Raw genomic sequence first — 25802 nt, forward strand, 5'->3', positions numbered from 1 at the left:
CCGCGACTCTACCCGTTCAGGCTCGCTCCGGCGAGGCGATCGTCTCCACAAGAAGGTCGCTCCGCTCAGTCGCAGCCCCCGACGCTCCACATGCCCGGTGCCTCCACGTGGAGCGTGACGACCTCGCCCTTGTCGAACCCGAGCGCCTCGTGTGCGCCCGTGGTGCGGTATCCGAGGAAGATCTGCTCCTCCCCGACGTCCAGGATCTGCTTCTGCGCCCGGCCGTGGATCTCGTGCTCCGCCACCGAGGCGGTGATCTCGTTGCAGGCGAAGGGCACATAGCTCACGTGCGCGAGCATGATCGGCCCTGCGGCGTTGAAGCCCGTGATCGAGAGGCCGGTGAACTGCCCGTCCGCGTCGTCGCTGCTCGGATCGGTGAGCGGCGTGAACGTCCGGCCGCCCTCCGCGTTGTAGAGGTTGGCGAGGGAGCTCGGCGAGCTCGGGGTGCTCGCCATGAAGGCGACCTTCCCGGCGTCCGCCTTCCTGGCCTCGTCGACGCGGTAGATGCCCACGCCGCCGGAGACGTCCTCGAAGTCGAACCAACGCTGCAGGCCGCGGTCGTAGCCCTCGTTCTGGCGGTTCTCGACCAGGAAGTACTGGTCCGGATCCGAGGTCTCGATCTTGTAAATCGTCGGAGCGACGCTCTGCCCGAAGAGCTCCGCGCCGGCCGACTGGACGATGGGAATGTCGTGCGCCGGGGCCCTGGGCTCGATCACGGTCGGCGCGAGGAACCCAGCCTTGAGCCGGCTCCACGCGCCCATCGCCACGGGCACCGAGCCGGCGGGCGCCCCGTCCGTGCTCCCCCAGCTCCCGCTCGCCATCACGCACCACGCCCCGAGCGGGGTCGGACCCTTGTAGAGATCCGGCAGGCCGATCGCCGCGTGCCCGAGCTCGTGGACGATGACGCCCACGGTGGCCGGCATGGTGGTAGGCACGCCGCGGATCTTGTGGACCTGCCGCTCGCCGATCGCGGCGTAGCCGGGGAGGACCTTCCCGTCGAGCGTGATCGGCTGCTCAAAGGGCTTCGCGTGAGCCCACACGGACGGTGTCTTGCTGCCGTTCGAGGTCTCGTAGCCGGCCACGACGAAGAGCACGTTGAGCTCGTCGCCGCGGACCTTGCCGTCGGCGTTGACGTCGTACGAGGCGAAGTCGACGAACGGGTTCGCCATCACCAGCGCCTCCTTCAGGTAAGGCTCGAGCAGCGCAAAGTCCTTCTTGCTGTTCGGGTGCGCGAACGGGAGCTTGATCCGGACGATGCCGTCGTTCGCCGTGCCCTGCGTCTCCCGCGCGCGGGTGAACGAGAACTTCCCGCGCGACATGTCGGCGTAATAGTGGTTCACCGAGCCCGGGAGGCTCCCGTACAGGGTCTGCTTCCAGTGGGCGATGTCGGTCTCGAAGTTGCCGGTGAACGCGCCCGGCAGGGCGATCCCGCCCCCCTGGGTGAACTCCAGCTGGATGGTGAGCAGCGGCCGCCGGACCGCGGAGGTCGCGGTCAGACCCGCCGCGCGCGGGAGCGCGCCCGCGGCGCGCGGGATCGCCGCCTCCCAGAGGGCGTCGAGCGCCTCGTCGTCGATGCGCGGGAGCAACGCCGGATCCACGGGGCCGCCCAGCGCGCGGAGATCGCGGACCAGCACCCCGGAGGGGACGAGCGCGACGGCGCCGCTCCTTGTCGATCCGAGCTCGGCGACCTCGTAGTCGCCCGAGAGGTCGTTGCGCACGACGACGGTGCCGTCCGCCATCCGCAGGTAGTCGAAGTGCTCGTCGCCGATCACCTCGGCGCGGAAGGTCGCGCCGGTCGCGTCGAGCGGGATCTCGCGCAGCCCGGGCTCGGCGCTCACCGCGGCCGCAGGGCGGCTCATCGAGACCGCGCTCGCCAGCACCGCGAGCCCGACGAGCCCGAGCCTCGCCCCGCCCCGCGCGCCGAAGATCCCCTGGTGCTCCACCTTGCCCGCGCCGCTGTACCGAGACGTCATGTCCGCATCCTCCTCAATCCGCGTTTCGCCGCGTTCGAAGAGGGCGCATCGCAACCGATGTGCCGCGCCGACGGGCGGCGCGGATCGCCGCGTTTTCAGGCTGATCCGCGCACCTCCGGCGAGCGCCGCGGCCCGCGCTGGAACGCCGGCGGGACAGCTGTCACGCGCGCGCGACGGCGGCTGTCGCGGCGGCATGACAGCGATCCTGGAGGCGCGGCGGCGTGGCCCCGCAGGCGCCGGCGCGGCCCCGCGGGCGCGCTGGTTCCCGGTTGACGCGGCTTCCATCGAGGGCACCATGGCGATCATGGGCGACGATCCCGGGGCGACCTGCACGCTCACGAGCTTCGATCATGGGCGCTCCCTCCGGCTCCCGGCGCTCTCCGTGACGGTCGCCCTCCCGGACCGGCGCACGCTCACCGCGCCGCTCGATCTGCGCCCCATCGTGGTGGGGGCGGGCGCCGACTGCGATCTGGTGCTCTCCGACCCCCGCGCCTCGCGCAGGCACTGCGAGATCCGGTTGACCGAGCAGGGCGTGCTCCTGCGCGATCTGGGCAGCAAGAACGGCACGCTGATCCGCGACGTCCGCGTCCGCGAGGCGTTCCTCCCGCCCGGCGTCCCCGCCACGGTCGGCGGCTCCGAGATCGTCGTCGGCCCCGCGGGCCCCGCGGCGGTCCTGCCGCTCTCGGCCGCGGACGCGTTCGGCGAGGCCGCGGGGCGGAGCCTCCCGATGCGCGCCCTGTTCGCCCGGCTGGAGCGCGCGGCCCCGACCGACGAGACGCTGCTCCTGCTCGGCGAGTCGGGCACCGGCAAGGAGGTGCTGGCGCGGGCGATCCACGCGCGGAGCCGCCGCAAGGACGGCCCCTTCGTGGTCGTGGACTGCGGCGCCATCGCCCCGAACCTGGTGGAGAGCGAGCTCTTCGGCCACGCCCGGGGCGCGTTCACGGGCGCCGCGGCGGCGCGGCCGGGCCTGCTCGAGCAGGCGAGCGGGGGCACGCTCTTCATCGACGAGATCGGCGAGCTCCCGCTCGACCTCCAGCCGAAGCTCCTCCGCGCCATCGAGGGGCGGCAGATCCGGCGCCTCGGGTCGAACGAGTGGGTCCCGTGCGACGCGCGCATCGTGGCGGCCACCCACCGGAACCTGCGCGCCAGGGCCCAGGACGGCTCGTTCCGGGCCGATCTCTACTTCCGGCTCTCGGTGGTGGAGGTCCACGTCCCCGCGCTCCGGGAGCGCAAGGACGACATCCCGCTCCTCGTCGAGCGCTTCCTCGTCGCGCGGGACCCGCCGCGCGCGCTCGCGGACCTGCCGCCGGGCGCGCTCGCGCTGCTCGAAGCCTACGACTGGCCGGGGAACGTGCGCGAGCTCCGGAACACCGTGGCGCGGCTCGTCCTCTTCCCCGAGCTGCTCCACGAGATCGTCGGCGCCGGGCCGCCGGCGCCGCGGGGGGCCGCGAGCCCGGAGCCCGCGCGGCCCGATCCTCCCGGCGGGGCGCCCGCCGGCGAGGCGCCTCCGGGGCCCGGGGACGCCCGCCTCCGCAGGCTCCTCGAGCTGCCGCTGCCCGAGGCGCGGGAGGTCGTGCTGGAGGAGCTGGAGCGCGCCTACGTCACCGAGAAGCTCCGCCAGCACGGGGGCAACATCTCGCACGCGGCCGACGCGATGGGCGTCTCCCGCCAGCTCGTCCACCGGCTGATCCAGCGCCACGGCCTCCGCGCCCGATGATCCGGCCCACGGACGCCGACGATCCCCGCATCGCGGCCCCGCCGTGGCCGCGGCGCGGGCGCGACGACGCGACCCTCACCGGCCCGGCCCCGCCCGCCACGGGCGCGGCGCCCGCGGCCGCCGCGCCCGCGGCGCCCGAGGCCACCCCCGACCTCGGCCTCGGCGAGGAGAGCCGCCGCCCGAGCGCCGCGGAGGCGCCCTCGCCGATCCCGCCCTCGCTCCACGCCCGCTTCGAGGACTTCCACCTCCTCGGCCGGGGCGGCATGGGCGTCGTCTACCGGGCCCGGGATCTCCGGCTCGGCCGGCGCGTGGCCATCAAGCTCCTCGCCGCGGGCGCGCAGGTCGACGGGAGCTTCCTGCGCGAGGCGCGCTCCCAGGCGCGGCTCCGCCACGAGAACGTCTGCGAGGTCCACGAGGCCGGCGTCGCCGATCACGTGCCGTTCCTCGTGATGCGCTACATCGACGGCCCGTCCCTCCAGGAGGCGCGCGGCGGCCTGACCCTCGAGGAGAAGGTGCGCGCCGTCCGGGCGGTCGCCGCGGCGCTCCACGAGGCGCACCGGCTCGGCCTCGTGCACCGCGACGTGAAGCCGAGCAACGTCATGCTCGAGCGCGGCGAGGACGGGGCCTACCGCCCGTACCTCATGGACTTCGGCATCGCGCGCGAGGCCGGGGAGAACGGGCCCACGCTCACCGGCGCCCTCCTCGGAACGCCGGCTTACATGGCGCCCGAGCAGGCGGCGGGGAGGGTGCGCGCCCTCGACCGGCGGACCGACGTCTACGGCCTGGGCGCGACCCTCTACGCGCTGCTCGCCGGCCGGCCGCCGTTCGTGGGGGGCGCGGTGATGGACGTGCTCCGCCAGGTGCTGGAGGACGACGCGCCGCCGCTCCGGACCCTGGACCGGGACATCCCTCGGGATCTCGAGGCGGTGGTGATGCGCTGCCTCGAGAAGGAGCCCGGCGCCCGCTACGAGTCGGCGCGGGCGCTCGGGGAGGACCTGCAGCGCTTCCTGGACGGCGATCCCGTGCTCGCGCGCCGCGCCTCCCTAGGCCGCCGCCTCGCCCGGCAGGCGCGGCGGCACCGCGCGGCCGTCGCGGGCGCGGCCGCGCTGGTGGTCGCGGCGCTGGTCGTCGCGGGCGTCTTCGTCCGGGGCCGGCGCGCCGCCGCGGAGCAGGCCACGCTCGCGCGCGAGCTCGGCGAGACCGTGAAGGAGATGGAGCTCTTCCTCCGCGGCGCGCACGGGATGCCGCTCCACGACGTCGAGCGCGAGCGCGACGTGGTCCGCGCCCGGCTCCGGGCCGTGGAGGCCCGCATGGCGCAGGCGGGCGAGGCCGGCCGCGGCCCCGGGGAGTACGCGCTCGGCCGCGGCCTGCTCGCGCTCCAGGAGCCGGCCGCCGCCCTCGAGCACCTCCGCGCGGCCGAGCGGGCCGGGTACCGGTCGCCGGGGCTCGACTACGCCGCCGGGGCGGCGCTCTCCGAGCTCTACCGCCGAGGCCTGGAGGAGACCCGCCGCATCCGCGACCCGGCGCAGCGCGAGGCGCGGATCGCGGCGCTCGAGGCCGAGCTCAAGGCGCCGGCGGTCGCGCACCTCCGCGCGGCGCTCGGCGGCGCCGTCGAGGCCGTCGAGGCGCCCGCGTACGCCGAGGGGCTGCTCGCGCTCGCCGAGGGCCGGCACGAGGAGGCGCTGGAGAAGGCCCGGGGCGCGTTCGCGGGGGCGCCCTGGCTCTACGAGGCGAAGAAGCTGGAGGGCGACGTGCTCTTCGCGATGGGGAGCCGCTACCGCCACGACGCCGCCTTCGACTTCGAGAAGATGAAGGGCCCCTTCGATCGCGCCGCCGAGGCGTACGGGATCGCCGCCGAGCACGGGCGCTCCGACCCCTCGGTCCACGCCGGCGCGTGCGAGCTCTGGACCCAGACCATGAACGCCGCCGGCAGGCACGGCGCCTCGATGCGCCCGAGCTTCGAGCGGGCGCGGGAGGCCTGCGGGCGGGCGATCGCGGCGAGCCCGCGGAGCCCCGAGGCGTACGTGAAGCTGGCCTGGGTCCACGGCTGCTTCGCCTGGTGGGTCGCGAGCGGGATGCAGCCCGGCGAGGACGCGGACGCGGCGCTCGGCGAGGCCGCCGCGCGCGCCGAGGAGGCGCTCGCCCGGAGCCCGGACGACGCCATGGCGCGGTACGTGGCCGCCCTGGTCTTCCGGGCGCGGGCCTACCACGCGGACCACCTCGGCCGCGACCAGGGCGAGGCGCTCGAGCGCGCCGTCCAGGGCTACGAGGCCGCGCTCCAGCGCGATCCGGCGTTCGTCTGGGCCCTCAACGAGCTCTGCGTCGTCCTCGCCGAGCGCGGCCGCTACGAGTCCCTGCGCGGCCTCGACCCGAAAACCTCGTTCGAGCGCGCCCAGGCCCGCTGCGACCAGGTCCTTTCGATCGACCCCGGCTTCGGCAGCGCGCGCACCTCCCGGCTGACCACCGGCTTCTACGAGGTCGAGCACCTGGTCCGCACCGGACGCTCCCCCGAGGAGGCGGTCCAGCGGATGTTCGGGATGATTGATGCGATGCGTCAAAGCGATCCATCCTGGACCGGGGCTCCTTACTGGCGGCTCTGGCTGGAGCACGCGCTGGCGCTGCATGCGCTGGAGGCCGGGGTCGATCCCGGCCCGGCGCTCGAGCGGGTCCAGGCGAGCGCGCGGGCGGTGGCGCCGGGCGTGGCCGCGTATCCGGAGTCGCTGCGGGCGATGCTGGGGATGCTGGAGGCGCGCGTGCGGCTCGCGCGGGGTGAGGACCCGGGGGACGCGCTCCGGCTCGCGCGCGAGGCGCTCGATCGCCGGATCGCCGAGGCGCCCTGGGACGTGTCGGACCGGGTGCAGCGCGCCGAGGCGGAGCTCCTCGCGTTCCGGTGGAGCGCGCGGCGGGGCGTTCCGGACGCGGCGCGGCTCGACGCGGCGCTCGTCCCGCTCCGCCCGGTGCTGCTCGGGGAGCCGTCCGCCGATCCGCGGCCGTACGCGTTGCTGGCCGAGCTTCACGAGGCCCGCGCCGCCCTCCGGGCGGGGCGCGGGCAGGACGCCGCGGCCGAGATCGACGCGGGGCTCCGGCACGCGGGCGCGGCGCTCCGGCTGAACCCGCGGTCCGATCGCGCGCTCGCGGCCCAGGGCGGGCTCTTTCGCCTGCGCGCCGCGGCGGCGCCCGACGCGGCCGCCCGGCGGGAGGCCGCGCTGCGCGAGGCCGAGGCCCTGGAGGCGGCGATCCAGGCGAACCCGCTGCGCGTCCGGACCGCGGGCGCGCGCCTCGCCGAGGCGCGGCGGCTCGCGGGCGAGGCGCCTGGCCCCGGCGCGCCCTGAGCCGCGCCCCCGGCGCTCAGGGGGTCAGTCGACGCGGCCGCTCGCACCAGGGCGGCTTGGGGTCCGTCAGCCACGTCATCGTGCACGGCTTCCCGTTGCAGGTGTAGCGGCCGTACTTCGGGTCGCCGTCGACCACGCATTCGGTGGGGTAGTCCTTGAGGAATCCCTTGTAGTCGAGGCCGCAGGAGCCCTGCTCGTAGCAGTACCGCTGCGCCAGCGCCGCCGCGGGGTCGAGCCCGCACCCCCTCGCGAAGGCCTCCGTGACGTAGACGTCCACGCCCACGTCGTAGGTGACCGCGACGGCGCCCGTGGAGGAGCTCGTGACCGGGACGACGGTCGAGCACCAGACCGCCTCGCTGTAGATGAAGCCGTGGTGTTCCTCCGGGTCGTCGTTCACCTCGGGGCCGGTGAGCAGGACGCTGACCCCATCGGTCTTGTCGTTGACGAACGCGATCACGCACTCGAGCACGTTGGTGATCACGTTCATGGGGAGCCCGCCCTGCGCCCAGCTCGACGCGCCGGCCACCACCCCTCGCCCTTTGTACTCGTGGCCGCCGTGGGGGATGGAGAAGCCTTCCTCGACGGCGCAGCGGAAGGCGTGATCGAAGACCTCCTGGCCCCCCGGATCATCGAGGAATCCCATGGCGAGGATCTCCGGATTGAGCTCCGGTTGGCTCTCGGGGTCCAGCGGGTCGTACCCCGGGAACAGCGGGCGCAGGAGCGCCTCCACGAGGTGCCCCTTCCACGCGTGCCAGGCGCTCTTCGGGGTGCCGTTGGGGTCCTGCGTTCCGGGCTTGTCCCACGCCGCCTCGAGCCCCGGCCCCGCGATCTCGCCCTCGAGCTGCGGCGCCTGCCCGCAAGCCGCCGTGAAGAGCCCGACGCCCATCACCATCCCGAGCGCACCACCAGAGCGCATCATCGCGATCTCCTCGTCCAAAGAGTTTCGAGCCTTCGTTCCGGCGAGCTGGCCGTCAAGGATGCAAGGGTCCATGCTCGCCGCGCTGCGCGCCGGAGACAAGCAGCACGCGTCATGCCACGCCTGCGAGCGGCGCACGATCCGCGGATCGCCGGCGCTCGTCGCGTGGAGATGGTACGGCGGCGTGACAGGTGACCGCCGCGTGGACAGCCGCTGTCACGCGGCGGTGACAGGGGGCCATCGGCGCTGCCGGCGAGCGGCGGGGCAGGGGAGCGAGCGACCGGCAAAGGGCGCGCCGTCGGGCCGGGGAGGGGTGGGATTCACCTGGCCGCGCCGTCGGCTATGCTCGGCGCATGCGCACGTACCCTTCTGCATGCGGCCGGCTCGTCGCCTGCTCGTCCTTGCGCGCCGCCCTCGGCCGCTCGTCCGGGGAGGAGGCGGGCGCGGCGCCGGGCGTCGCGGCGGCCCGGCGGGCGCGCGGGCGGGCGGGCGGCGCGGTATCGGCGCCGTCATGAAGCGCGCCCAGCTCCCGGGCGGCTTCATCCGCTCCGTCAAGCTCCTGCGCGAGCGGGTCGAGGACTCCTCGAGGTATCCGTTCAGCATCCCGGCCGTGCGCGCCCTCGACGAGCTCGCGCTCGACCCCAAGGTGACCTTCCTCGTCGGCGAGAACGGCTCCGGCAAGTCGACCCTCATCGAGGCGCTCGCGTTGCTGGCCGGTTTCAACGCCGAGGGCGGCTCGAAGGGCTTCAACTTCGCGACCCGGCGCTCCGAGTCCGAGCTCCACGCCGCGATGCGGCTCGTCCGCGGGGCGCGGCGGGAGAGGAACGGCTTCTTCCTGCGCGCCGAGAGCTTCTTCAACGTCGCCACGCAGGTGGACGAGCTGGCCGTGACCCAGTTCTACGGCGGCACGTCGCTGCACGAGCAGTCGCACGGCGAGTCGTTCCTGGCCCTCGTGAAGCACCGGTTCAAGCCCGAGAGCCTCTTTCTCCTGGACGAGCCGGAGGCGGCGCTGTCGCCGGCCAGGCAGCTCACGCTGCTGGCGCACATGCACGAGCTCGTCGAGCGGGGGCGATGTCAATTCATCATCGCCACGCACTCGCCGATCGTGCTCGCCTATCCCGGGGCGACGATCTACCGGCTGTCCGAGGACGGCATCGCGGAGGTCGCGTACGAGGAGACGGAGCACTTCGCGCTGACGCGCGATTTCCTGCTGCACCGGGAGAGATTCTTCCGGGAGCTCTTCAGGGGCGGTGATGACTAGGGTGTGAGCACGGCGAGCGGGGCGTCGCCGAGATGGCGGGCGTGCTCGTCATCGTCACACCCGCTCGCGCCCTCCGCTCGCAGCGCGCGCTCGCCGGAAGACCTTCTCGACGCGCCGCAAGAGCTGATCCGGCGGCTCTCCGCCGCCATCGCCCGTTCCCTCGGATCGCCGATGGTTAGGATCCCATGATTAGGATCACTTACGATTCGTTGCGCGCGAAGAGGGCCGCCATGAGCCTGCCCGTGCGGTAGCGAACTCCTTGCAGGAGATGTGCCGTCATGCGGGCGGCCGCGGTCATGCCGAGGCGAACGGCGCCTGCGCAGCAGCGCTGACGCGAGCGACGCAGGTTGACAATTATCGAAAATTTGCCGCCTATTCGCGTCTCGGCTCGCAACGTCAGGAGAGACACGCATGGCGCATTTTCCGTACATTGGCTCGGGCCCGTATTGCTACGCCAACGCCTTCGCGATGATGCTGGGCGACCGCGCGCCTTCGACCGCCGTGATAGAGCTCGCCACGTGCAGCCCCTTCGGGATGCAGCTGATCGGCGGTGAGCTGCCGTTCTTCGACCCCTACGGATGGACCCCCGAGGCCGGCTTCGACGGCGCGCTGGCAGCGCTGGGCTGGACGTCCACGGTCGTCAAAGGCAAGGATGCTGCCGATGCCCTTGCCCATCTCAAGGCAGCCCTCATGGACGGTCCGGTCTGGATTGGGCCGGTCGAGATGGGGCATCTGAGATACCAGCCGGGCAAGACCGGGCCGTTCGGCGCTGATCACTACCTGGTCGTCCTCGAGGTGGACGACAAGCGCGTGCTCCTCCACGATCCCGAAGGGTACCCTTATGCATCGCTGCCGCTGGACGACTTCATGGCGGCGTGGCGGGCGGAGACGATCGACTATGGCGATCCGTATACGATGCGCGCCGCTTTCACCCGCCGCGCCGAAACTCCCGAGCTGGACGTCATCAGGGCCTCGATACCCGGAGCGATCCGGTGGCTGTCGATGGACGGCGATCACGAGATGCCGCCCGGCAGCCTCGGCAACGGCGAGGCCGCCGAGCGGCTGGCGGCGCTCATCGAGGCTGGCTGTGGCGACGAGCTGCGCGGCCACCTGAACCGCTTTGCGATCCGGGTCGGAGCGCGCCGCCTCGCGGACGCCGCGACCTGCCTGGCGCGCATCGGATACGCCGAGGCCGCACGGGTCGCAGTAGAGCAGGCGCGGCTCATCGGTTCGATGCAGCATCCGTTGACCGCGGGCGACGACGCGGCCGCCGCCGCCGCGCTCAGGGCGCTCGCGCCCACCTACGCCCAACTTCGGTCGGCGCTCGAGCGGGGATCGCATGATCGATGATGGCGCCGAGCCGACGCACCTTTCGCCCGGACGAACAGCGTCTCCTCGAGCCGGGATACTCGGCACACCTCGCGCCATCGAGGGCGGACCGTGGGCGACAGGGAGCTACATCATGCCGACCGGCGTGCGCTCCCGAATCGCGTCTTGCAACGCGCGCTCGAACAGGGCGCGGGACGGGTGCACCGTGAGCTTCCGGATGGCCGTGTTCGCGACCTGAACCCCGAAGACGACGACCTTCGACCCGAGCAGGAAATGCCCTCCGTCGATCGCGTCGAGCACGGACATCGTCGCCTCGGTCAGCCGCGTGCGCGAGGCGTGATCGTAGTCGGTCATCGCCTCCCAGTCGTTGAAGACCAGGATGCGGCCGTCCGCGGCGACCTGGCGCAACATCACCTCCTCGATGGCCTGAGCGCCCTCTTCAACGAGCACCCCGGTGACGCACGTGACCAGCAGCGCCGGCGCAGGACACCAGATGTTTACCGTGCCCTTGTTGCACCAGTGGCTCTGAAGTGGCTGTGTGGGGAGCGCGAGCATATCCGGTGCGCGTAGACTGGGACGTGCGCGCCCATTCGTCGAGGGGCGAATCGCAGGTTTCTGCATCGCTCCCGAGCGGCGGAGCAACAGGCCGAGCGTTCCGAGTCCGTGAGGCTGTAACCGCCCCCGGTCGTCAGCGGAGACGAAACATCGTTTTTACATGAGCGCCAAAAGAGCATCCAGTCCGCTCTTCTTTTTACAATCGCGGTCGCGATCGGAGGCGATCATGGGTCCGTCGATCGGGTGGGACAGAAAGGGGGGACGGCCCCGGGCCGCTGCGCCGCCGCCCGGGCAGCGCGACGTCGTGGGGTATGGGTGAGCCTGAATCTGCGTCCGCCTGCGCGGGCTCCTGCTCCGGAGGAGCCCTACGCGTCAAGGCTTCGCCGCGCCCGCCATGTAGGCCGCGAACGCTTCCGCGAAGTCGGGGTGCCAGCGCGACAGCGCAGGCCGGTTCCGGATGAGGTCGTCGGCCGCCCACTGGATGCGGCGCTCATCCATCTCGCGCGTGACCGCGTTGTCCGGGCAGAGGACGTAAAAATCGCCCCGGCCCATGCTGGCGATCATCATGTCCACCACCTGTTCGGCGGTCCACGCCTCGGCGGGCTTCTCCGTGCCGCGCGCGGTCATTCCGGTGAACGTGTACCCCGGGATGAGCAGGTGGGCCGTGATCTTGCAGCCGGCGACGTTGCGCAGCTCGTGAGCGAGCTGCTCGGTCATCACCTTCACGCCGGCCTTGGAGACGTTGTAGGCGGCGTCGCCCGGCGGGGTGGTGATGCCCTGCTTCGAGCCCGTGTTGACGATGGCGCAGGGGGTGCCCTGCGCGAGCATCGCCTCGGTGAACGCGTGCACGCCGTGGATCACGCCCCAGAGGTTGACCTCGATGAGGCGACGCCAGCGCTCGACGTCTTTCCAAGGCTTGGCGCCGTTGCCGATTCCGGCGTTGTTCATCAGCACCGCCACCTCGCCGAACGCGTCGTAGGCGAGCTGCTTCAGGCGCTGCACGTCCTCGAGCCTGGCGACGTCGGTCGGGGCCGCTCGCACGTCGGCCTCTCCGCCGGCCGCGACGGCGGCGACGCGCGCAAACGCCTCGCGCAGCGCCGGCCCGTCCAGGTCGGCGAGACAGACCTTCAGGCCCATGCGCGCGAAGCGCTCGGCGGCGGCGAGGCCGATGCCGCTGGCGGCGCCGGTCACCACGGCCACGCGGCCAGGTGTCAATGCGGGATGGTTGCTCACTGGGGATCTCCGTCAGGCGTTGGGGTCGCGCCAGCCGCGGCGCGACGAGCGCGGCGGAGTGTAAAGGGCGGCGGCGCGTCGAGCCAGAACCTCTCGCCGAGGCACCGCGATGCGCCACCGGTGGGGCCCGCCGCCGCGAGCCCGGGCGCGACCCGTCGCTCCAACGTGAGCGCTACCCGCCGGAGCGGGAGGCGACCGCGCTCTTCGGCAGGCGGAGGACCAGCATGAACGGCCGATGGCCATCGCGCTCCTCCCCGGTGAAGCGCACCAGCGCGTCACCGCCGCGAGCCCGGAGGCGCTCGCGCACGATGTCGAGCCCGACGCCTCGACCGGCGACTCGATCGATCGTCTCTGCGGTCGAGACGCCGGACCGGAAGATCTGGTCGGCCAGGGCCTCATCCGGCAGAGGATGACTGGCCTCGCGCCAACGCAGCTTCTCGAGCGGGAGCCCGCGGCCATCGTCGAAGATCTGCAGCTCGAGCGCGCCCGGTCCGCTCCGCGCGCGAACATGGATGCGGCCCTGCGCCGGTTTGCCGGCGAGCTCTCGCGCGTCGGGCAGCTCGATGCCGTGATAGAGGGAGTTGCGAAAGCACTGAACCAGGATGTCCTTCACGAGCCCCGTCCAGTCGCTGGCCAGCTGCGCCTCGGCTTGCTCCGTCAGCACCGCGGGCGGGGGCCTGCCGAGCTCGGCGGCCAAGCTCGGCAACATCTCGCGCGTCTCGTCGACGACGCGCGCCACCGACGTCGCGTCGAGACGCGCGAGGGCTTGACGCAGCTTGCGCGCCAGCTCCTGGGCCGCGCCGGTGGAGTCTGCCGTCGCGACCAGGGCCCGGATGTCGTGAAGGACACTCTCGCTCCGCTCCTCCGGCCTCTTGAGCGCGGCCGTCAGCTTGTGCTGGCAAACCGACTCGTATTCGTCGACCGCCCGCTCGACGGCGTCCAGGCGCTCCAGCAGCTCGTGACTCTCGATAGGCTGCCCTGGCTCTCGGCGCAGCGCCTGGTAGGCGCTCTCCGCAGCGTGCAGGCGGTCCACCAGGTGCGTGAAGCCGTGCAGGCGAGCGTTGCCCTTCAGCGTGTGGAGGTCGCGAAGGGCGGCGTCACGGAGCCGATCGGACAGCGCGGCGTCCGGCCCGAGCGCCGCGCGATTGGCGGCCAGCAGCTCGCGACAGTCGGCGCAGAACGCTCGTGTGGCGTCGACCCCGCGATCGAGCGCCTGCACGATGATGTCGACCTCGCGTTCCTTGGTGCGCGCCGTTTGCTTCAGGCTGCGCAGCAACGTCACGTCGCGAACCGTGACCAGCATGCGCTCCACGTGATCTGCCTCCGACGCGATGAAGCTCCAGGAGATCTCGAGGAACTGGGGCTTGCCGCCGGGGCCCGTCCGCTCCACGTCACGGATCAGGTGGTCGGCGTTCAGCGCCGCCAGCCACTGTTCTTGATCGAAGGCGCAGCACAGCGCCGCCTCTGCCGCGCTCCGCGCGTCCGGCCGCACGTTGGACCCGTCGAGCAACAGCTCGAGGCAGTCTCGGCCGACCAGCTCGGTGTCGCCCAGGATCTCCGCCAATCGTCGAGAGTATCCCGGCTCGACGCGCCGGCTTCGATCGATGGTGAAGACCCCGTCGTCCAGGTTGTCGAGCATCGACGCGATCTGGCGGTTCTTGAGCGCGAGCTCCTCGGTGCGCTGGGCCACGCGTCGCTCCAGGTCTTCGTAGAGCTGCGCGTTGTAGATCGAGATCGCCGCCTGGCTGGCGATCACCTGCAACGCAGCCAGGCGCTCGCGCGTGAAGACATACGGGCTGACGTTGTTCTCCACGTACAGCGCGCCCAGGACGTCTCCCTTGCGCATGATGGGAGCACACAGCACCGAGCGTACCCCCCGCTTGCGAATCTGCGGGTCCGCCAGGAAGGCGCCGGCCTTCGACGCGTCGTCCAGCGTGACGGCCTCTCCCGTGTGCAGCACGTAGCTGACGACGCTCGGGCACAGGAACTCGGCTTCCGAGTACGCCACGCGCCGCGCGACGCTCGTGATCGGGCGCTCCACGTGGGCGCGCGCCTCCACGTAGTACGTGCGATCGGCGTCGTCTCGCAAGACGAGGCAGCCGTGCTCTGCCCCGGCGTTCTCGATCAGCGTGGCCATCAGCGCGGCGAACAGCCGCTCGGGCTCGACCTCGACGAAGATGCTCTGCGTCGCCTTGAGCAGGGACGCACCGTCGAACCCCAGGCCGGCCGCCGCCGCGCCGCGCGGCGTCGCGATCTCTCCTCTGGCGGCATCCGCGAGGAGCGCGGGGTGCTCGCGCGCGAGCAATTCGAGCTTCGCCGTTGCGCCCCAGTCATTGTAGAGCCTGTAAGCCGTCTCCAGGCATGTCCTCGCGTGGAGGGGCTCGTCCAGCGACAGCCACATCTCGGCCTGGTGCTCGTGGACGAGCGCCCGCAGGTGGATGAACCCGTCTCCGGCCGTCCTGATCGCGTCGCGGTGGCGGGCGAGCACGACCTGCAGCGGCTGCCCCGTCAGGCGCGCGTGCTCGGCGGCCAGGAAGTGGTATTTGTGGGCGAAGTTCTCCGAGCACAGGCGGGACCAGGCCTCGAGCTGCTTCAGGTTCTCCTCGACGACGGCGAGCAGAGCCTCCCGCGTCTCCGGGCCTCCTTCGCGGCACGCCCGCGCCGCCAGCAGCCCTTCGAAGAGCTTGTAATCGGGGAGCGAGAACTGCCCCGCCGCGATCATCAAGAACTCCCGGGTGAACTCCATCCACTGCCGCGCCGATGCGAAGTCGCCCAGGATGAAGCTCGTCATCATCTGGGCTTGCCCGTAGGCGTAGCAGTACTGGGTGCTCTTCTCGGCGGCCATCACGGCGGTCGCCTCGCGGTCGGCCGCGGCGACGGCCTCCCGCTCCGACTCACGCGCCGAAAGCCGAGCGACGGCCCGCTCGACGACCAGCGCATTGACCAGCTGGCCCGCCGCGGAGATGTGCGTCAAATACCGCCGCAGCTCCGCCGCCTGCTCGCGGCAGGCCCGCAGCCGCGCGCCGACCAGGAACGAGCGCTGGGCGCGATCGTTCTTGGCGTAGGCGACGTGCTGCAGGTCGCCGAGCATGAGCCCGCTCTTCTCCCCGCGGTCGTAGATCGCGAAGAGATCTCGGTACGTCTCCTTCCAGTGCGCGAGAAAGCCTGCGAACACGAAGCACACGCCCGATTCGACCGGGGTCGGCGAGAAGCGCTTCAAGAGCTCGAAGGCGGCCAGGCCCATGCGATAGGCGGCGTCGTAGTCGCCCAGCACCGCGAGGAGGATGATGCCGCAGTCGGCGAAGTTCTTGCACGAGACCGCATCGACGCCGCGGCTCAGCGCCAGGTCGAACATGATGAGCTCCGCCAGGAAGAACAGCGGCGGATACGTCTGAAACGCCGGAGGGATCACCTGCGCCAGCAGCTCGAGGACCAAGCGCGACTCGGCGTCCTCCGCCTTCGGGAGGGCCGGCAGGCCCTCGATCGTCACGCGCGCAAGGTGCGCTTGCAGCTTGCCGATACCCTCCCCGATGCCCTGGTTGATCTCGTCGGGCGCCTCCGGCAAGCGCACGCCGAACTCGGCCAGCGCCGCGCGCACCTGGACCACGGCGTCCTGCATGCGCCCGCCGTGCTCGAGGATCCGGGTCTTCAAGACATGAACACGGCCGCGCGCCAGCCGGTCGGGGGCGAGCCTGAGCGCCTCGTCGCAGAGCGCGTCGACGTGCGGATCCGCCAGGACGAAGGCCGTCTCGGCGCGCGCGAAGGTCGCTCGGAAGGCGAGATCCGGTGGACGTTCGCCCTCGCAGCTGGCCAAGAGCTCGACGGCGATCTCGGCGTGGGTCCCCGCGATGCTCCACGCGCCGCTCTGGAGCGCCTGGTTGCTCGCGGTCAAGTTGAGCTCCACGAGGTCGAGGCGCTCTCCTCGGTCACGGATCGCGCCGCGAGCGACGTTCAAGTGACGGAGCACCTCGAAGATTCGACTCGGCGCGCCGTCGCCCCGCAGGCGCTCGCGCAGGATCCGCCCGATGGACGCATGGAGCGCCGCGCGCTCCGCGGCGCTGGCGCGCGAGAGCGCCGCCTGCCGCACGCGCGAGTGCTCGAAGGCGTACGCAGCGGGCTCGTGGCCCCGGACAGGCTCCGGCCGCTCCGCTCGAGCTTCGGCCGAGATCTCGGACACGAGGCGATGGGCCAGCGCCTCCCGAACGAGCTCGAGGCAGGCCGCGACCGGCTTGTCCACGGCCTCGGACAGGGTTTGCAGATCGAAGCGCATGCCGAAGCACGCCGCGGCGGACAAGAGCCTCGCCGCGTCGGGACCGAGGTTCTCGAGGCGCTCCGCCATCAACGCGCCGACGTTGTCGCAGGCGGGGTGCGCCTCCGCGCGCCGCGCGTCGGCGGACCACCGGCCGCGCTCGACCTCCAGGCGCAGGGCGCCCTGTCGGTGCAAGGAGACGAGCAGCTGGCCGATGAAGAACGGGTTGCCGTCGGTCTTGCGCTTCACGATCTCCGCGAGCCCACGGACCTCGGCGACGGGCGCGCGCATCGAGCGAGCCACGATCTCCGCCACCGCGTCGGAGGACAGCGGCCCGAGCGGCAACGTCAGCACGACCTCGTTCGTCCTGTGCAACGCGTTCTGCAGGCTCAGGAGCGTCGGTACGTCGCCGACGTCACCGCCGCGGAACGCGGCCAGCACCATCACGTGGCTCGAATCGGGGTTCGTCAGGATGGCAGACAGCATCTCGGCGGAGGCGCCGTCGAGCCACTGAGCGTCGTCGAGCACGAAGACGAGGGGGCGCTCCGGCGTGGCGAAGATACGGATGAAGGAGAGGAAGACGTGCTTGAGCCGGCGCTGCGCCTCGAGGGGATTCAACGCCACGACGGGCGTGGAGGCGCCGGTGACGCAGGAGAGCGCCGGCACGAGCTCGGCCATGAGACCTGCGTTGTGCCCCAGGGCCGCGGTCACGCGCTGCCGCAGCTCGGTCAGCTCGGCTTCGGAGAGCGCCAGCAGGTCCCCTGCCAGGCCTCGTAGCACGTGCGCCAGACCGGACAGCGGCACCGCCTCGACCCGCTCTTCGAACGACGTCGACAGGAGGCGCGCCGGCGCGCCGCCGTGCCGCCTCAGGAGCTCCGCGAGCACGGCGGACTTTCCGGCCCCCGCGGCCCCTGGCATGAGCACGAGCAGCCGCTTTCCGGCGCGCGCGCCGTCGAGGGCGCCTCCCAGCTCCGACAGCTCGGCGTCGCGCCCCTGCACGTCTCGACTGACCACGAATTCACTGGAGACGTCGCTCGCCCCCAGGACCAGGGCAGGGAGGGCCTGCGTCCGTCGGAAGCTCTCGCACAGCGTGGTGAGGTCGCTCAGCAGCCCGTGGTCGCTCTGGTAGCGCTCGTCAGGATCCTTCGCGAGCAGCTTGGCCACGAGTTGCGCGAGGACCGGCGGCACGTGGGGCGACAGCTCCGTGACGAGCGGCGCGCGCTTGGACGCGTGCGCGTGAGCCCAGCCGATGGCGTCGCTCGCCGCGAACGGCAGCTGGCCCGTCAGCATCTGGAAGAGCGTGACGCCCAGAGAATAATAGTCTGCTCGGTGATCGGGGCGACGGTTGAGACGCCCCGTTCGCTCTGGCGCGACGTGGGCGAGCGAGATCGCGGATTCGAAGACGGCGCCGCCCGCCGCGCCCTCGGAGACCGCCAGGAGATCGGCGAGCTCGACACGCCGGGTCGCGAGATTGACCAGGAAGCTGCCGTGGCTCACGTCCTCGTGAAGCAACCCCTGCTCGTGCAATCCATGCAGCGAGCGAGCCATGCCGAGCGCGAGCTCCAGGCACGTTCCGACGTCCAGACCGCCCGCGGGGATCGCGAGCGGCGCGCCCCCGAAGTCCTCCATGATCAGCGAGAGCTCGCCGTCGACCTCGCACACCTCGCCATCGATCGCCAGCGTGCCGATTCGACGCCATTTCTGCAGCTCGAGCTCCAGGACCCGGCGCGGCTGCGCGACCGCGCGTCGGAGCGAATGCAGCAGCACGCTCGCGCCGGAGGTCGCGTGGCGCGCGCGCCGCCAGATGCTCCGCGGCAGCACGGCCACGGTCTCCGTGACCTGATAAGCGTCCTCACCGAGGTGCGCTCGACTGTGTCGGTTCATTGAATCGGGTTCCCGTTCGCTTTCATCGGCCGGCGCTGGAGCTGTCGTGGGGTCGAGAGCGGCGCTCATCCCGGAGGCGCGAGGGGTGCACAGCGCTCCGCGACCTCCCGGCGAGGAGCCGCTCGCGCCTTGCATCCCTACGCCGCCCCCGCTCTCCTCCTGGCACGCACGTGCCGACCCCGGCGCCTCCCGTAGGAACAGAAAATCGAAACCCCTCGGAAACGTCAAGCCTCAACTGCGGATTCCGCCCGGCTGGCGGACATGCTTCGCTGTGATCTTGGCCCGCCCCTGAGAAACGAATATGTATCAACAACTTAGCCATGACTCGAAGGATGCCGCGCGGGCGGCGCGGCGTGCGGGAGCTCGCTCAGAGCGGCCGGCATCGCTCCCACCTGGGTCGGAGTCGGGTCCAACCATCGATGCGTCCCGGGCGCCGCGCGCGCAGGATCCGCGGCCAAAATTCACACCATCACTGGACGAACCGCGTTCTCCGTCTATCCTCGATGGGTGCGCTCGGGGGAGCTCTTGGGGGGGCGCTTCCGCGTCGAGGCGCTCGCGGAGATCGGGGGCATGGGGGCGGTCTACCGCGCCTGTGACGTCACCTCCGGAGCGCGGGTCGCCGCGAAGGTGCTGCACGATCCGTCGCCGCATCACGTCGCGCGCTTCGCGCGGGAGGCGGAGCTCCTCGCCCGCCTCGCACACCCGGGGATCGTCCGGTACATCGCCTACGACGCCGCGCGCGAGAGCACGCCGTTCCTGGTCATGGAGTGGCTGGAGGGAGAGGACCTCTCCCGCCTCCTCGCGCGGCGGCGGCTCACGGTCGCCGAGACGGTGGCGCTCGGGGCGCGCGTCGCCGCGGCCCTGGGCGCCGCCCACGCGCGGGGGGTCGTCCACCGCGATCTCAAGCCGGCCAACATCTTCCTCGTCGGCGGCCGGATCGAGGAGCCCAAGCTCCTCGATTTCGGGATCGCCCGCTTCCCCGGCATGGACCCGATCACCGGCGCCGGCGTGCTGGTCGGCACGCCCGAATACATGGCCCCGGAACAGGCGCGCAGCGGCGATGAGATCGGCGCGCCCGCCGACATCTTCTCGCTCGGCTGCGTGCTCTTCGAGTGCCTCACCGGCACCCCGCCGTTCCAGGCAGATCACCTGATCGCCCTCCTCGCCAGGATCATCTTCGACGAGCCCCCGCGCCTGTCGGAGCGCTGCCCCGGCGCGCCCCCGTGGCTCGATGCGCTGCTCGCGCACATGCTCGAGAAGGACCCGGCGCGGCGGCCGCGCGACGGGGCCGCGGCCCACGCCGCGCTCGCGGCAGAGGAGGTCCACGGCGGGTCGCTCCCGGCGCCGCCGAGCTCCGCGCTCACCACCAGCGAGCGCCGCTTCCACGGCGTCGCGGTGGTGGGCCGCGCGAAGGCCTCCGCGCTGGACGCCACCCTCTCGGCCTGCGAGGCGGGCGCGGACGCCGGCGCGCTCCGGGAGGTCGCCGCCCGCTTCGAGGGGCGCCTGGAGCTGCTCGCCGACGGCACCGCGGTGCTCATCGTCGGCCGGCCGCACGTGCCCACCGACGTCGCCGCGCAGCTCGCGCGCTGCGCCCTGGCCCTGCGGGAGCGCGTCCCCGATCGCCCGATCGCGATCACCGTCGGCTGGGGCGAGCTCGGGCGCGGCCTGCCCGTCGGCGACGCCATCCAGCGCGCCGCGGGGCTGCTCCGGAGCGCGGGCGGCGCGGGCGCGCCGCAGATCCTCCTCGACAGGACCACCGCCGGGCTGCTCGAGGCCCGCTTCGAGGCCGCGACCATCGCGTCCGGCGCCCTCGAGCTCCGCGGCGAGCGCAGCGCCGCCGAGCCGTGGCGCCCGCTCCTCGGCAGGCCCACGCCCTGCGTCGGCCGCGATCACGAGCTCCGCCTGCTCGAGCAGACCATCGCCGCCTGCGCCGGCGAGCCCGCCGCCCGGGCGGTGCTCGTCATCGGCGCCGCGGGCATGGGCAAGTCCCGCCTCCTCCAGGAGCACCTCGCCGCCCTCCGGCGCGCCGGCGCGCCCGCGGAGATCTGGGCGGGGTTCGGGGATCCGCTCCGCGCGCGGTCCGTCGGCGGCCTGCTCGCGGAGGCGATCCGCGGCGCGGCGGGGATCAAGGGCGGCGAGCCCATCGAGGAGCGGCGCGCGCTCCTCCGGGCCCGCGTCGCCCGCCGCGTGCCCGCGGCGGATCGGCGCCGGATCGAGGAGTTCCTCGGCGAGCTCGCCGGCGTGCCGTTCCCCGACGCGGACAGCCTCCCGCTCCGCGCCGCCCGGCAGGATCCCGAGCTGCTCGGCGAGCAGATGCAGCGCGCGCTCCGCGATTTCCTGCGCGCCGAGTGCGCGGCCCAGCCGGTGGTGCTCGCGCTGGAGGACGTGCACTGGGCCGATCGCGCCTCCGTCGCGGCCATCGACGCGGCGCTGCGCGAGCTCGCGGACCAGCCGCTCGTCGTGCTCGCCACGGCGCGCCCCGAGATCAAGCAAGCGTACCCCGAGCTCTGGGCCGAGCGCGGGCGGCAGGAGCTCTGGCTCAGGCAGCTCCCGCCGAGGGCGTGCGCGCAGCTCGCGCGGGAGGCGCTGGGCGACGCCGCGGACGGGGCCCTCATCGATCGTCTGGTCACCCAGTCCGAGGGCCAGCCGTTCTTCCTCGAGGAGCTGATCCGCGCGACGGCGGAGGGCCGCGGCGACGCGCTGCCCGAGACGGTGGTGGCGATGGTGCAGGTCCGGCTGGAGGCGCTCGCGCCCCCCGCGCGCCGGATCCTGCGGGCCGCCAGCGTGCTCGGCGAGGTGTTCTGGCGAGGCGCCGTCGCGCACCTGCTCGGGGGCGACGAGGCCGCTCCGCTCGCGGAGCACCTCTCCGCGCTCGTCGCCGGGGAGCTCTGCGTCCGCCACCGCGAGGGCCGCTTCCCCGGCGAGGAGGAGTACTCCTTCCGCCAGGCGCTCCTGCGCGAGGGCGCTTACGCGCAGCTCACCGAGGACGACCGAGCGCTCGGCCACCGCCTCGCCGCCGACTGGCTCGAGGCCGCGGGCGAGGCCGATCCGCTGGTGCTCGCGGCGCACTGCGAGCGCGGCGGTCTGACCGCCCGCGCGGCGTCGCTCCTCGCCCGCGGCGCCGAGCTCGCGGCCGCGCGCCGGGCCTACCTCGACGCCGAGGGCTGCTACGGGCGCGTCGAGGCGCTGCTCGGCGCGCTGCTCCCCGAGGAGCGCCGCGCGCGGGGCCTCGCTCGCTTCCGGCTCGGGCGCCACACCGAGGCCCTCGCCGACCTCGCCGCGGCGCGCGAGGCGGCGGCGGCGGCGCGCGAGGCGGGGGCCGAGATCGAGCTCCTCCTCGACGAGGCCATGATCCTCGACTGGACGGGCGAGTACCGGGCCGCGAGCGAGCGGGTCGCGGCCGCCGAGCGCCTCGCCGGCCGGGTGGCCTCGCCCCTGCTCGGCGCCCGCCTGCTCCTCGGCGTGGGCCGCTCGCTCCACCGCTCCGATCGCGAGGACGAGGCCGCCGCGGTGCTGACGCGCGCCGCGGCGCAGGCGGCGCGGCTCGGGGACGAGGGCCACGAGACGCACATCATCGCCCGGCTGCTGCTCGGCTTCATCCTGGCCAGCCTCGGCCGCGTCGAGGAGGCGGCGCGGGACCTCGACGCGGTGATCCTGAGCTGCGAGGAGCGCAGCGATCTCATGCACCTCGGCGCCGCGCTCAACAACCGCGGGCTCGCGCGGGCCCTCCAGGGCGATCGCGCCGGGATGATCGCCGATTTCGAGCGCACCATCGCGCTCGGGCGCGACCTCGGCCAGCCCGCGTTCGAGCTCGTCGGCCGCTACAACCTCGCCGAGTACCTGTACCTGATGGACGATCTCGCGGCCGCGAGGCCCCATGCGCGCGCCGTCCAGGCGATAGCGCCGCGCTGCGGCGATCGCCACGCGCCGGTCGTCGTGGCGCTCCTGATCGCGCGCCTGCGCCTTTACCAGGGCGACGAGGCGGGCGCTCGCCGGATCGCGCTGCGGCTCCGCGCGGCGCGAGACGACGCCGGCTGCGAGGCGCTGAAGCCCTCGGAGGACGTGCTCTGCGCGATGATCGAGCTCGCGACCCGCGACGACGACCGCGCCGCGTGGGCCGCGCTGGAGGAGCGCTCCGCGCGCTGCTCGGTCGGGCAGGAGCGGATCGAGGTGCTCGAGGCGCGGGCGCTCGCCGCCCTGCGCCGCGGCCGGCGCGCCGACGCCCGGGCGCAGCTCGAGCGCGCCCTCGCGGCCGCCGCCACCATTCCGACCGTCATGGGCGAGCGACTCCATCGCTGGCACGCGGAGCTGACGAGAGCGACGGAGTCGGACGCTCCCGACATCGACATCGCCGCCGCTGAAGCGACTTTCACCGGCGCGACAGCGCGGGAAAAAGTAGAATATTGAACCCATCCAGCGAATCGATGGGAGCCCGCGCGCGATGCGCGCAGGGCGCCGTCGGGTCATACGCCAGGAACACGGGGGAATCCATGTCTCTCGAGCGGACATTCATCGTGCTTGGTTGGGCAGGGGTGCTATCGGGCTGCGCCGCCGAGGTGGGGGACACAGGTGCGTGGGACGAGCCTGTGGGGGAATCCCAGGGGGCCCTCGTGGGCGGCAACGCGCTCAGCACGAACGCCCTGAACCTCAACGCCTTGAACCTGAACGCCCTGAATCTGAACGCCCTGAACCTCAACGGCCTCAGCGCGCGGAACCTCGCCGCGATCCAGGATCCCGGGCCGAGCGGCGCGCTGGCGCGCGATTTCTTGCGTTACGCGGCGAGCTGCGCCCTGAGCAGCAAGGCCTCCTTCGATTTCTCGTGGACGGACTCCACCGGCACCAGGCACGACGAGCGCTACCCCGGGCTGCTCGGCGCCGCCCCCGCGTGGGCGACCGGGCCGCTCGACCAGGCCGGGCAGCGCATCGTCTCCAGCTGCGTGGCGGCGCGCGTGAACTACTATCAGGTACCGGTGCTCCTCTCCGCCCGCTCGCTGCGGGATCCGCTGAAGACGCTCTCCTCCAGCCAGGAGCTCATCGATTATCCGCATGTCGAGGGGGCCTTCTGGGGCAACCTGTTCGCCGCGCAGCCCTACATCAACGCTTGCTACAACAGCGCGACGGTCGACAACTCGCGCGCCCACCAGCGCGACTGCGCCGCGGGCCACGTGACCTCCGGGGGTCAGATCGTGGAGTGCGGGCTGATCCGCATCGCCGGGCCGTGCGACCGGGTCTGCCAGAAGCTCAACGGGGCCGGCCAGTACTACCCGTCCTGCGTCGACCGCCCCGGCCAGAGCACGGCGACCACGAAGGACGTGATCACGACCGCCTTGCCCTGAATCCATGGGGAGCCTGGTGCGCTCGCGGAGCGCAGAGCACGGCGTCCGGCTGCTCAAGCACGTAGAGCGCCGCGCCGAGCTCGACAGGGTGGGTGACTCGCCTGACGCACGGAACTAGGGACTCCGAGAGGCTAGCCAATTTCGCGACGCAGCGCGGTTGCCTCATGATGGGTCCCCTGCGTTGCCCGCGCGACGCGTCCGTTTCAAATTTCCGCGATCCCAGATCGTGAAACCGCTTCGCTTCGAAACGATCGGTCGGCGCTTGAGGCGCAGCGGAGAACGAACGCCGCCGATGATGAAAAAATCCAGCGTCAAAGGTCTTCTCCTTGTGCTGTCCTAAGGCCGAATCCTGGACGCCAAGCGCCCAAGATGCGATAAGGTAGGCCCCGGCGCTGAGCTCTTTGCGGGCGAGGTTCGCCGCGCCGGCATCGCGACGCCGGCCTACCACTTCCGCCATGCTCTTCAGATCGCGCCCCGGCGCGACGAGGTAACGACCATGACCGAGATGAACCGCACGATCCGAGGCACACCCAGGTTCCTGCTCCTCCCATTCCTCTTCATCATCGCTGCGTCCGGTTGTGGCGAGTCCGGCGCGACCGGTGAGAACGACAACACCGGAGGGGCCGGCTCAGGGACCGGCGGCGCCACGGCAGGCAGCACGAGCGCGGGGACCGGGGGCGACGCGACGGGCAGCACGAGCGCGGGGACCGGGGGCGACGCGACGGGCAGCACGAACGCTGGAACTGGAGGTGACGCCACGGGAGGGACCGGATCGGTTAGCAGCGGGGCAGGCACCGGTGGCGCACCGAGCTCGAGTCCGACGTTTCACATCTTCATGCTCATGGGCCAGTCGAATATGGCTGGTGTCGCAGACAAACAGGACAGCGACAAAAATTCTGACGCGCGGCTCAAGGTCCTCGGTGGATGCAATCAGCCGGCCGGACAGTGGAACTTGGCCAATCCGCCGCTCAGCGATTGCCCTGGTGAAAAGGGATGGAACCTGTCGACCTCCGTCGACCCGGGCATCTGGTTCGGCAAGACCCTGCTCGGAAAGCTGCCTGAGGGGGATACGATCGGGTTGGTCGCTACCGCTGAGAGCGGCGAGTCGATCAACACGTTCATCACTGGTGGCTCGCATCACCAGATGATCTTGAACAAGATCGCCAAAGCGAAGACGGCCGAGAACGCGCGCTTCGCGGGCATCATCTTCCACCAGGGTGAGACCGACAACGGCCAGAGCTCGTGGCCCGGCAAGGTCGTTCAGCTCTATAACGAGGTGAAAGCAGCCTGGGGGGTCGACTACGACGTTCCCTTCATTCTCGGAGAGCTCCCCGCGGGCGGGTGCTGCGGCGGTCATAACAACCTCGTGCACCAAGCGGCCGACATGCTGCCTATGGGGTACTGGGTCAGCCAGCAGGGGACCAACGTCATGGATCAGTACCACTTCGATCATGCGTCCGTTGTTATCATGGGCACGCGTTATGGTGAGAAGATGATCGAAGCTCTGAAGTGGTGACAAAGCGGCTCGCGGCGGGGGTCCGCGCGACGAGGCCGCTCGAATCCCCTGGATTCGAGCGGCCTTTGATGCTGTCGGCCGTCGGGATCGCGGGATGATATTTCCTCATCCGTTCGCGTTGTGGGCGGAAAATTGAACAGGGATGCGGGTAGGCAGGGGGATCTCTGAGATCTTACTCCCCGTCTCTCAGCCGCCCTGTGAATTCCATCTGAATATTTGAAGGGTTCCTCGGCGCAGCTCGGAGCGCGCCGCGTCCACGTGGTCGGCTGCTGAACTGCGCCGCTCGTACCGCCGGCTCAAGGCCGCCCCTACGAGCTATGCGACGCCGAGCCAGGGATCCGCGCCCCGGGTCCGTCTCCTCGACGACCCGCGGGCAGCGACCCATGGAGGAGCGCGGTGGATGCAGCGGCACCGGCGCTACCGTGGGGACGAGCGCCTCGTCCGCGCTTCGCCCGCTGGGCAGCGGGGTGGCATTTTCCGCGAAACCGAGCGGCAGGCTCG

The 25802-nt window shown here is 72.1% G+C and carries 12 protein-coding genes; 7 read left to right on the top strand and 5 right to left on the bottom strand.

Annotated features, from left to right (window positions below; genetic code table 11):
- Positions 1-65 precede the first annotated feature (65 nt).
- Positions 66-1973: a M6 family metalloprotease domain-containing protein gene (locus WMF20_RS18835; RefSeq protein WP_437615501.1), complete on the bottom strand. Its 1908-nt coding sequence runs from the start codon at positions 1971-1973 to the stop codon at positions 66-68.
- 193 nt (positions 1974-2166) lie between these two features.
- Between WMF20_RS18835 and WMF20_RS18840 the strand changes: the two genes are divergently transcribed.
- Together WMF20_RS18840 and WMF20_RS18845 are read left to right on the top strand one after the other, a co-directional pair.
- Positions 2167-3690 carry a sigma 54-interacting transcriptional regulator gene (locus WMF20_RS18840; RefSeq protein ID WP_437615503.1) on the top strand — a complete coding sequence of 508 codons (1524 nt, stop codon included), beginning with the start codon at positions 2167-2169 and terminating at the stop codon, positions 3688-3690.
- Positions 3687-7022, top strand: coding sequence for a protein kinase domain-containing protein (locus tag WMF20_RS18845; protein WP_437615505.1), 3336 nt, complete (start codon positions 3687-3689; stop codon positions 7020-7022). Before WMF20_RS18840 ends, WMF20_RS18845 begins: the two co-directional genes overlap by 4 nt.
- Before the next feature lie 16 nt (positions 7023-7038).
- Here the strand turns inward: WMF20_RS18845 and WMF20_RS18850 are convergent, their stop codons facing one another.
- Positions 7039-7941: a hypothetical protein gene (locus WMF20_RS18850; RefSeq protein WP_437615507.1), complete on the bottom strand. Its 903-nt coding sequence runs from the start codon at positions 7939-7941 to the stop codon at positions 7039-7041.
- A 508-nt stretch (positions 7942-8449) separates the two neighbouring features.
- On the opposite strand from WMF20_RS18850, the gene WMF20_RS18855 reads away from it, so the two are divergent.
- Both WMF20_RS18855 and WMF20_RS18860 read left to right on the top strand, forming a co-directional pair.
- The gene (locus WMF20_RS18855) at positions 8450-9199 is read left to right on the top strand and encodes an AAA family ATPase (RefSeq protein ID WP_437615509.1); all 750 of its coding nucleotides are present in this window, start codon (positions 8450-8452) and stop codon (positions 9197-9199) included.
- Positions 9200-9610: 411 nt separating this feature from the next.
- Positions 9611-10549 (top strand): hypothetical protein, encoded by a 939-nt coding sequence (locus WMF20_RS18860; RefSeq protein WP_437615511.1) that lies wholly within the window; start codon positions 9611-9613, stop codon positions 10547-10549.
- A gap of 105 nt (positions 10550-10654) precedes the next feature.
- Here the strand turns inward: WMF20_RS18860 and WMF20_RS18865 are convergent, their stop codons facing one another.
- The 3 genes from WMF20_RS18865 to WMF20_RS18875 all read right to left on the bottom strand — a co-directional run bounded on the left by WMF20_RS18865 (position 10655) and on the right by WMF20_RS18875 (position 18449).
- Positions 10655-11083 (bottom strand): hypothetical protein, encoded by a 429-nt coding sequence (locus tag WMF20_RS18865; protein ID WP_437615513.1) that lies wholly within the window; start codon positions 11081-11083, stop codon positions 10655-10657.
- Between the two features lie 372 nt (positions 11084-11455).
- Positions 11456-12316, bottom strand: coding sequence for an SDR family NAD(P)-dependent oxidoreductase (locus WMF20_RS18870; protein WP_437615515.1), 861 nt, complete (start codon positions 12314-12316; stop codon positions 11456-11458).
- Positions 12317-12488: 172 nt separating this feature from the next.
- Complete coding sequence (locus WMF20_RS18875) at positions 12489-18449, bottom strand: AAA family ATPase (protein WP_437615517.1); 5961 nt, start codon at positions 18447-18449, stop codon at positions 12489-12491.
- 507 nt (positions 18450-18956) lie between these two features.
- Here WMF20_RS18875 and WMF20_RS18880 point away from each other — a divergent pair.
- The 3 genes from WMF20_RS18880 to WMF20_RS18890 all read left to right on the top strand — a co-directional run bounded on the left by WMF20_RS18880 (position 18957) and on the right by WMF20_RS18890 (position 25301).
- Positions 18957-22856: a serine/threonine-protein kinase gene (locus WMF20_RS18880; RefSeq protein WP_437615519.1), complete on the top strand. Its 3900-nt coding sequence runs from the start codon at positions 18957-18959 to the stop codon at positions 22854-22856.
- Positions 22857-23035: 179 nt separating this feature from the next.
- Positions 23036-23785 (top strand): hypothetical protein, encoded by a 750-nt coding sequence (locus WMF20_RS18885; RefSeq protein WP_437615521.1) that lies wholly within the window; start codon positions 23036-23038, stop codon positions 23783-23785.
- A gap of 496 nt (positions 23786-24281) precedes the next feature.
- Complete coding sequence (locus tag WMF20_RS18890) at positions 24282-25301, top strand: sialate O-acetylesterase (protein ID WP_437615523.1); 1020 nt, start codon at positions 24282-24284, stop codon at positions 25299-25301.
- Positions 25302-25802 lie beyond the last annotated feature (501 nt).

The sequence above is a fragment of the Sorangium sp. So ce834 genome (assembly GCF_051521425.1).
Classification (GTDB): domain Bacteria; phylum Myxococcota_A; class Polyangia; order Polyangiales; family Polyangiaceae; genus Sorangium; species Sorangium cellulosum_D.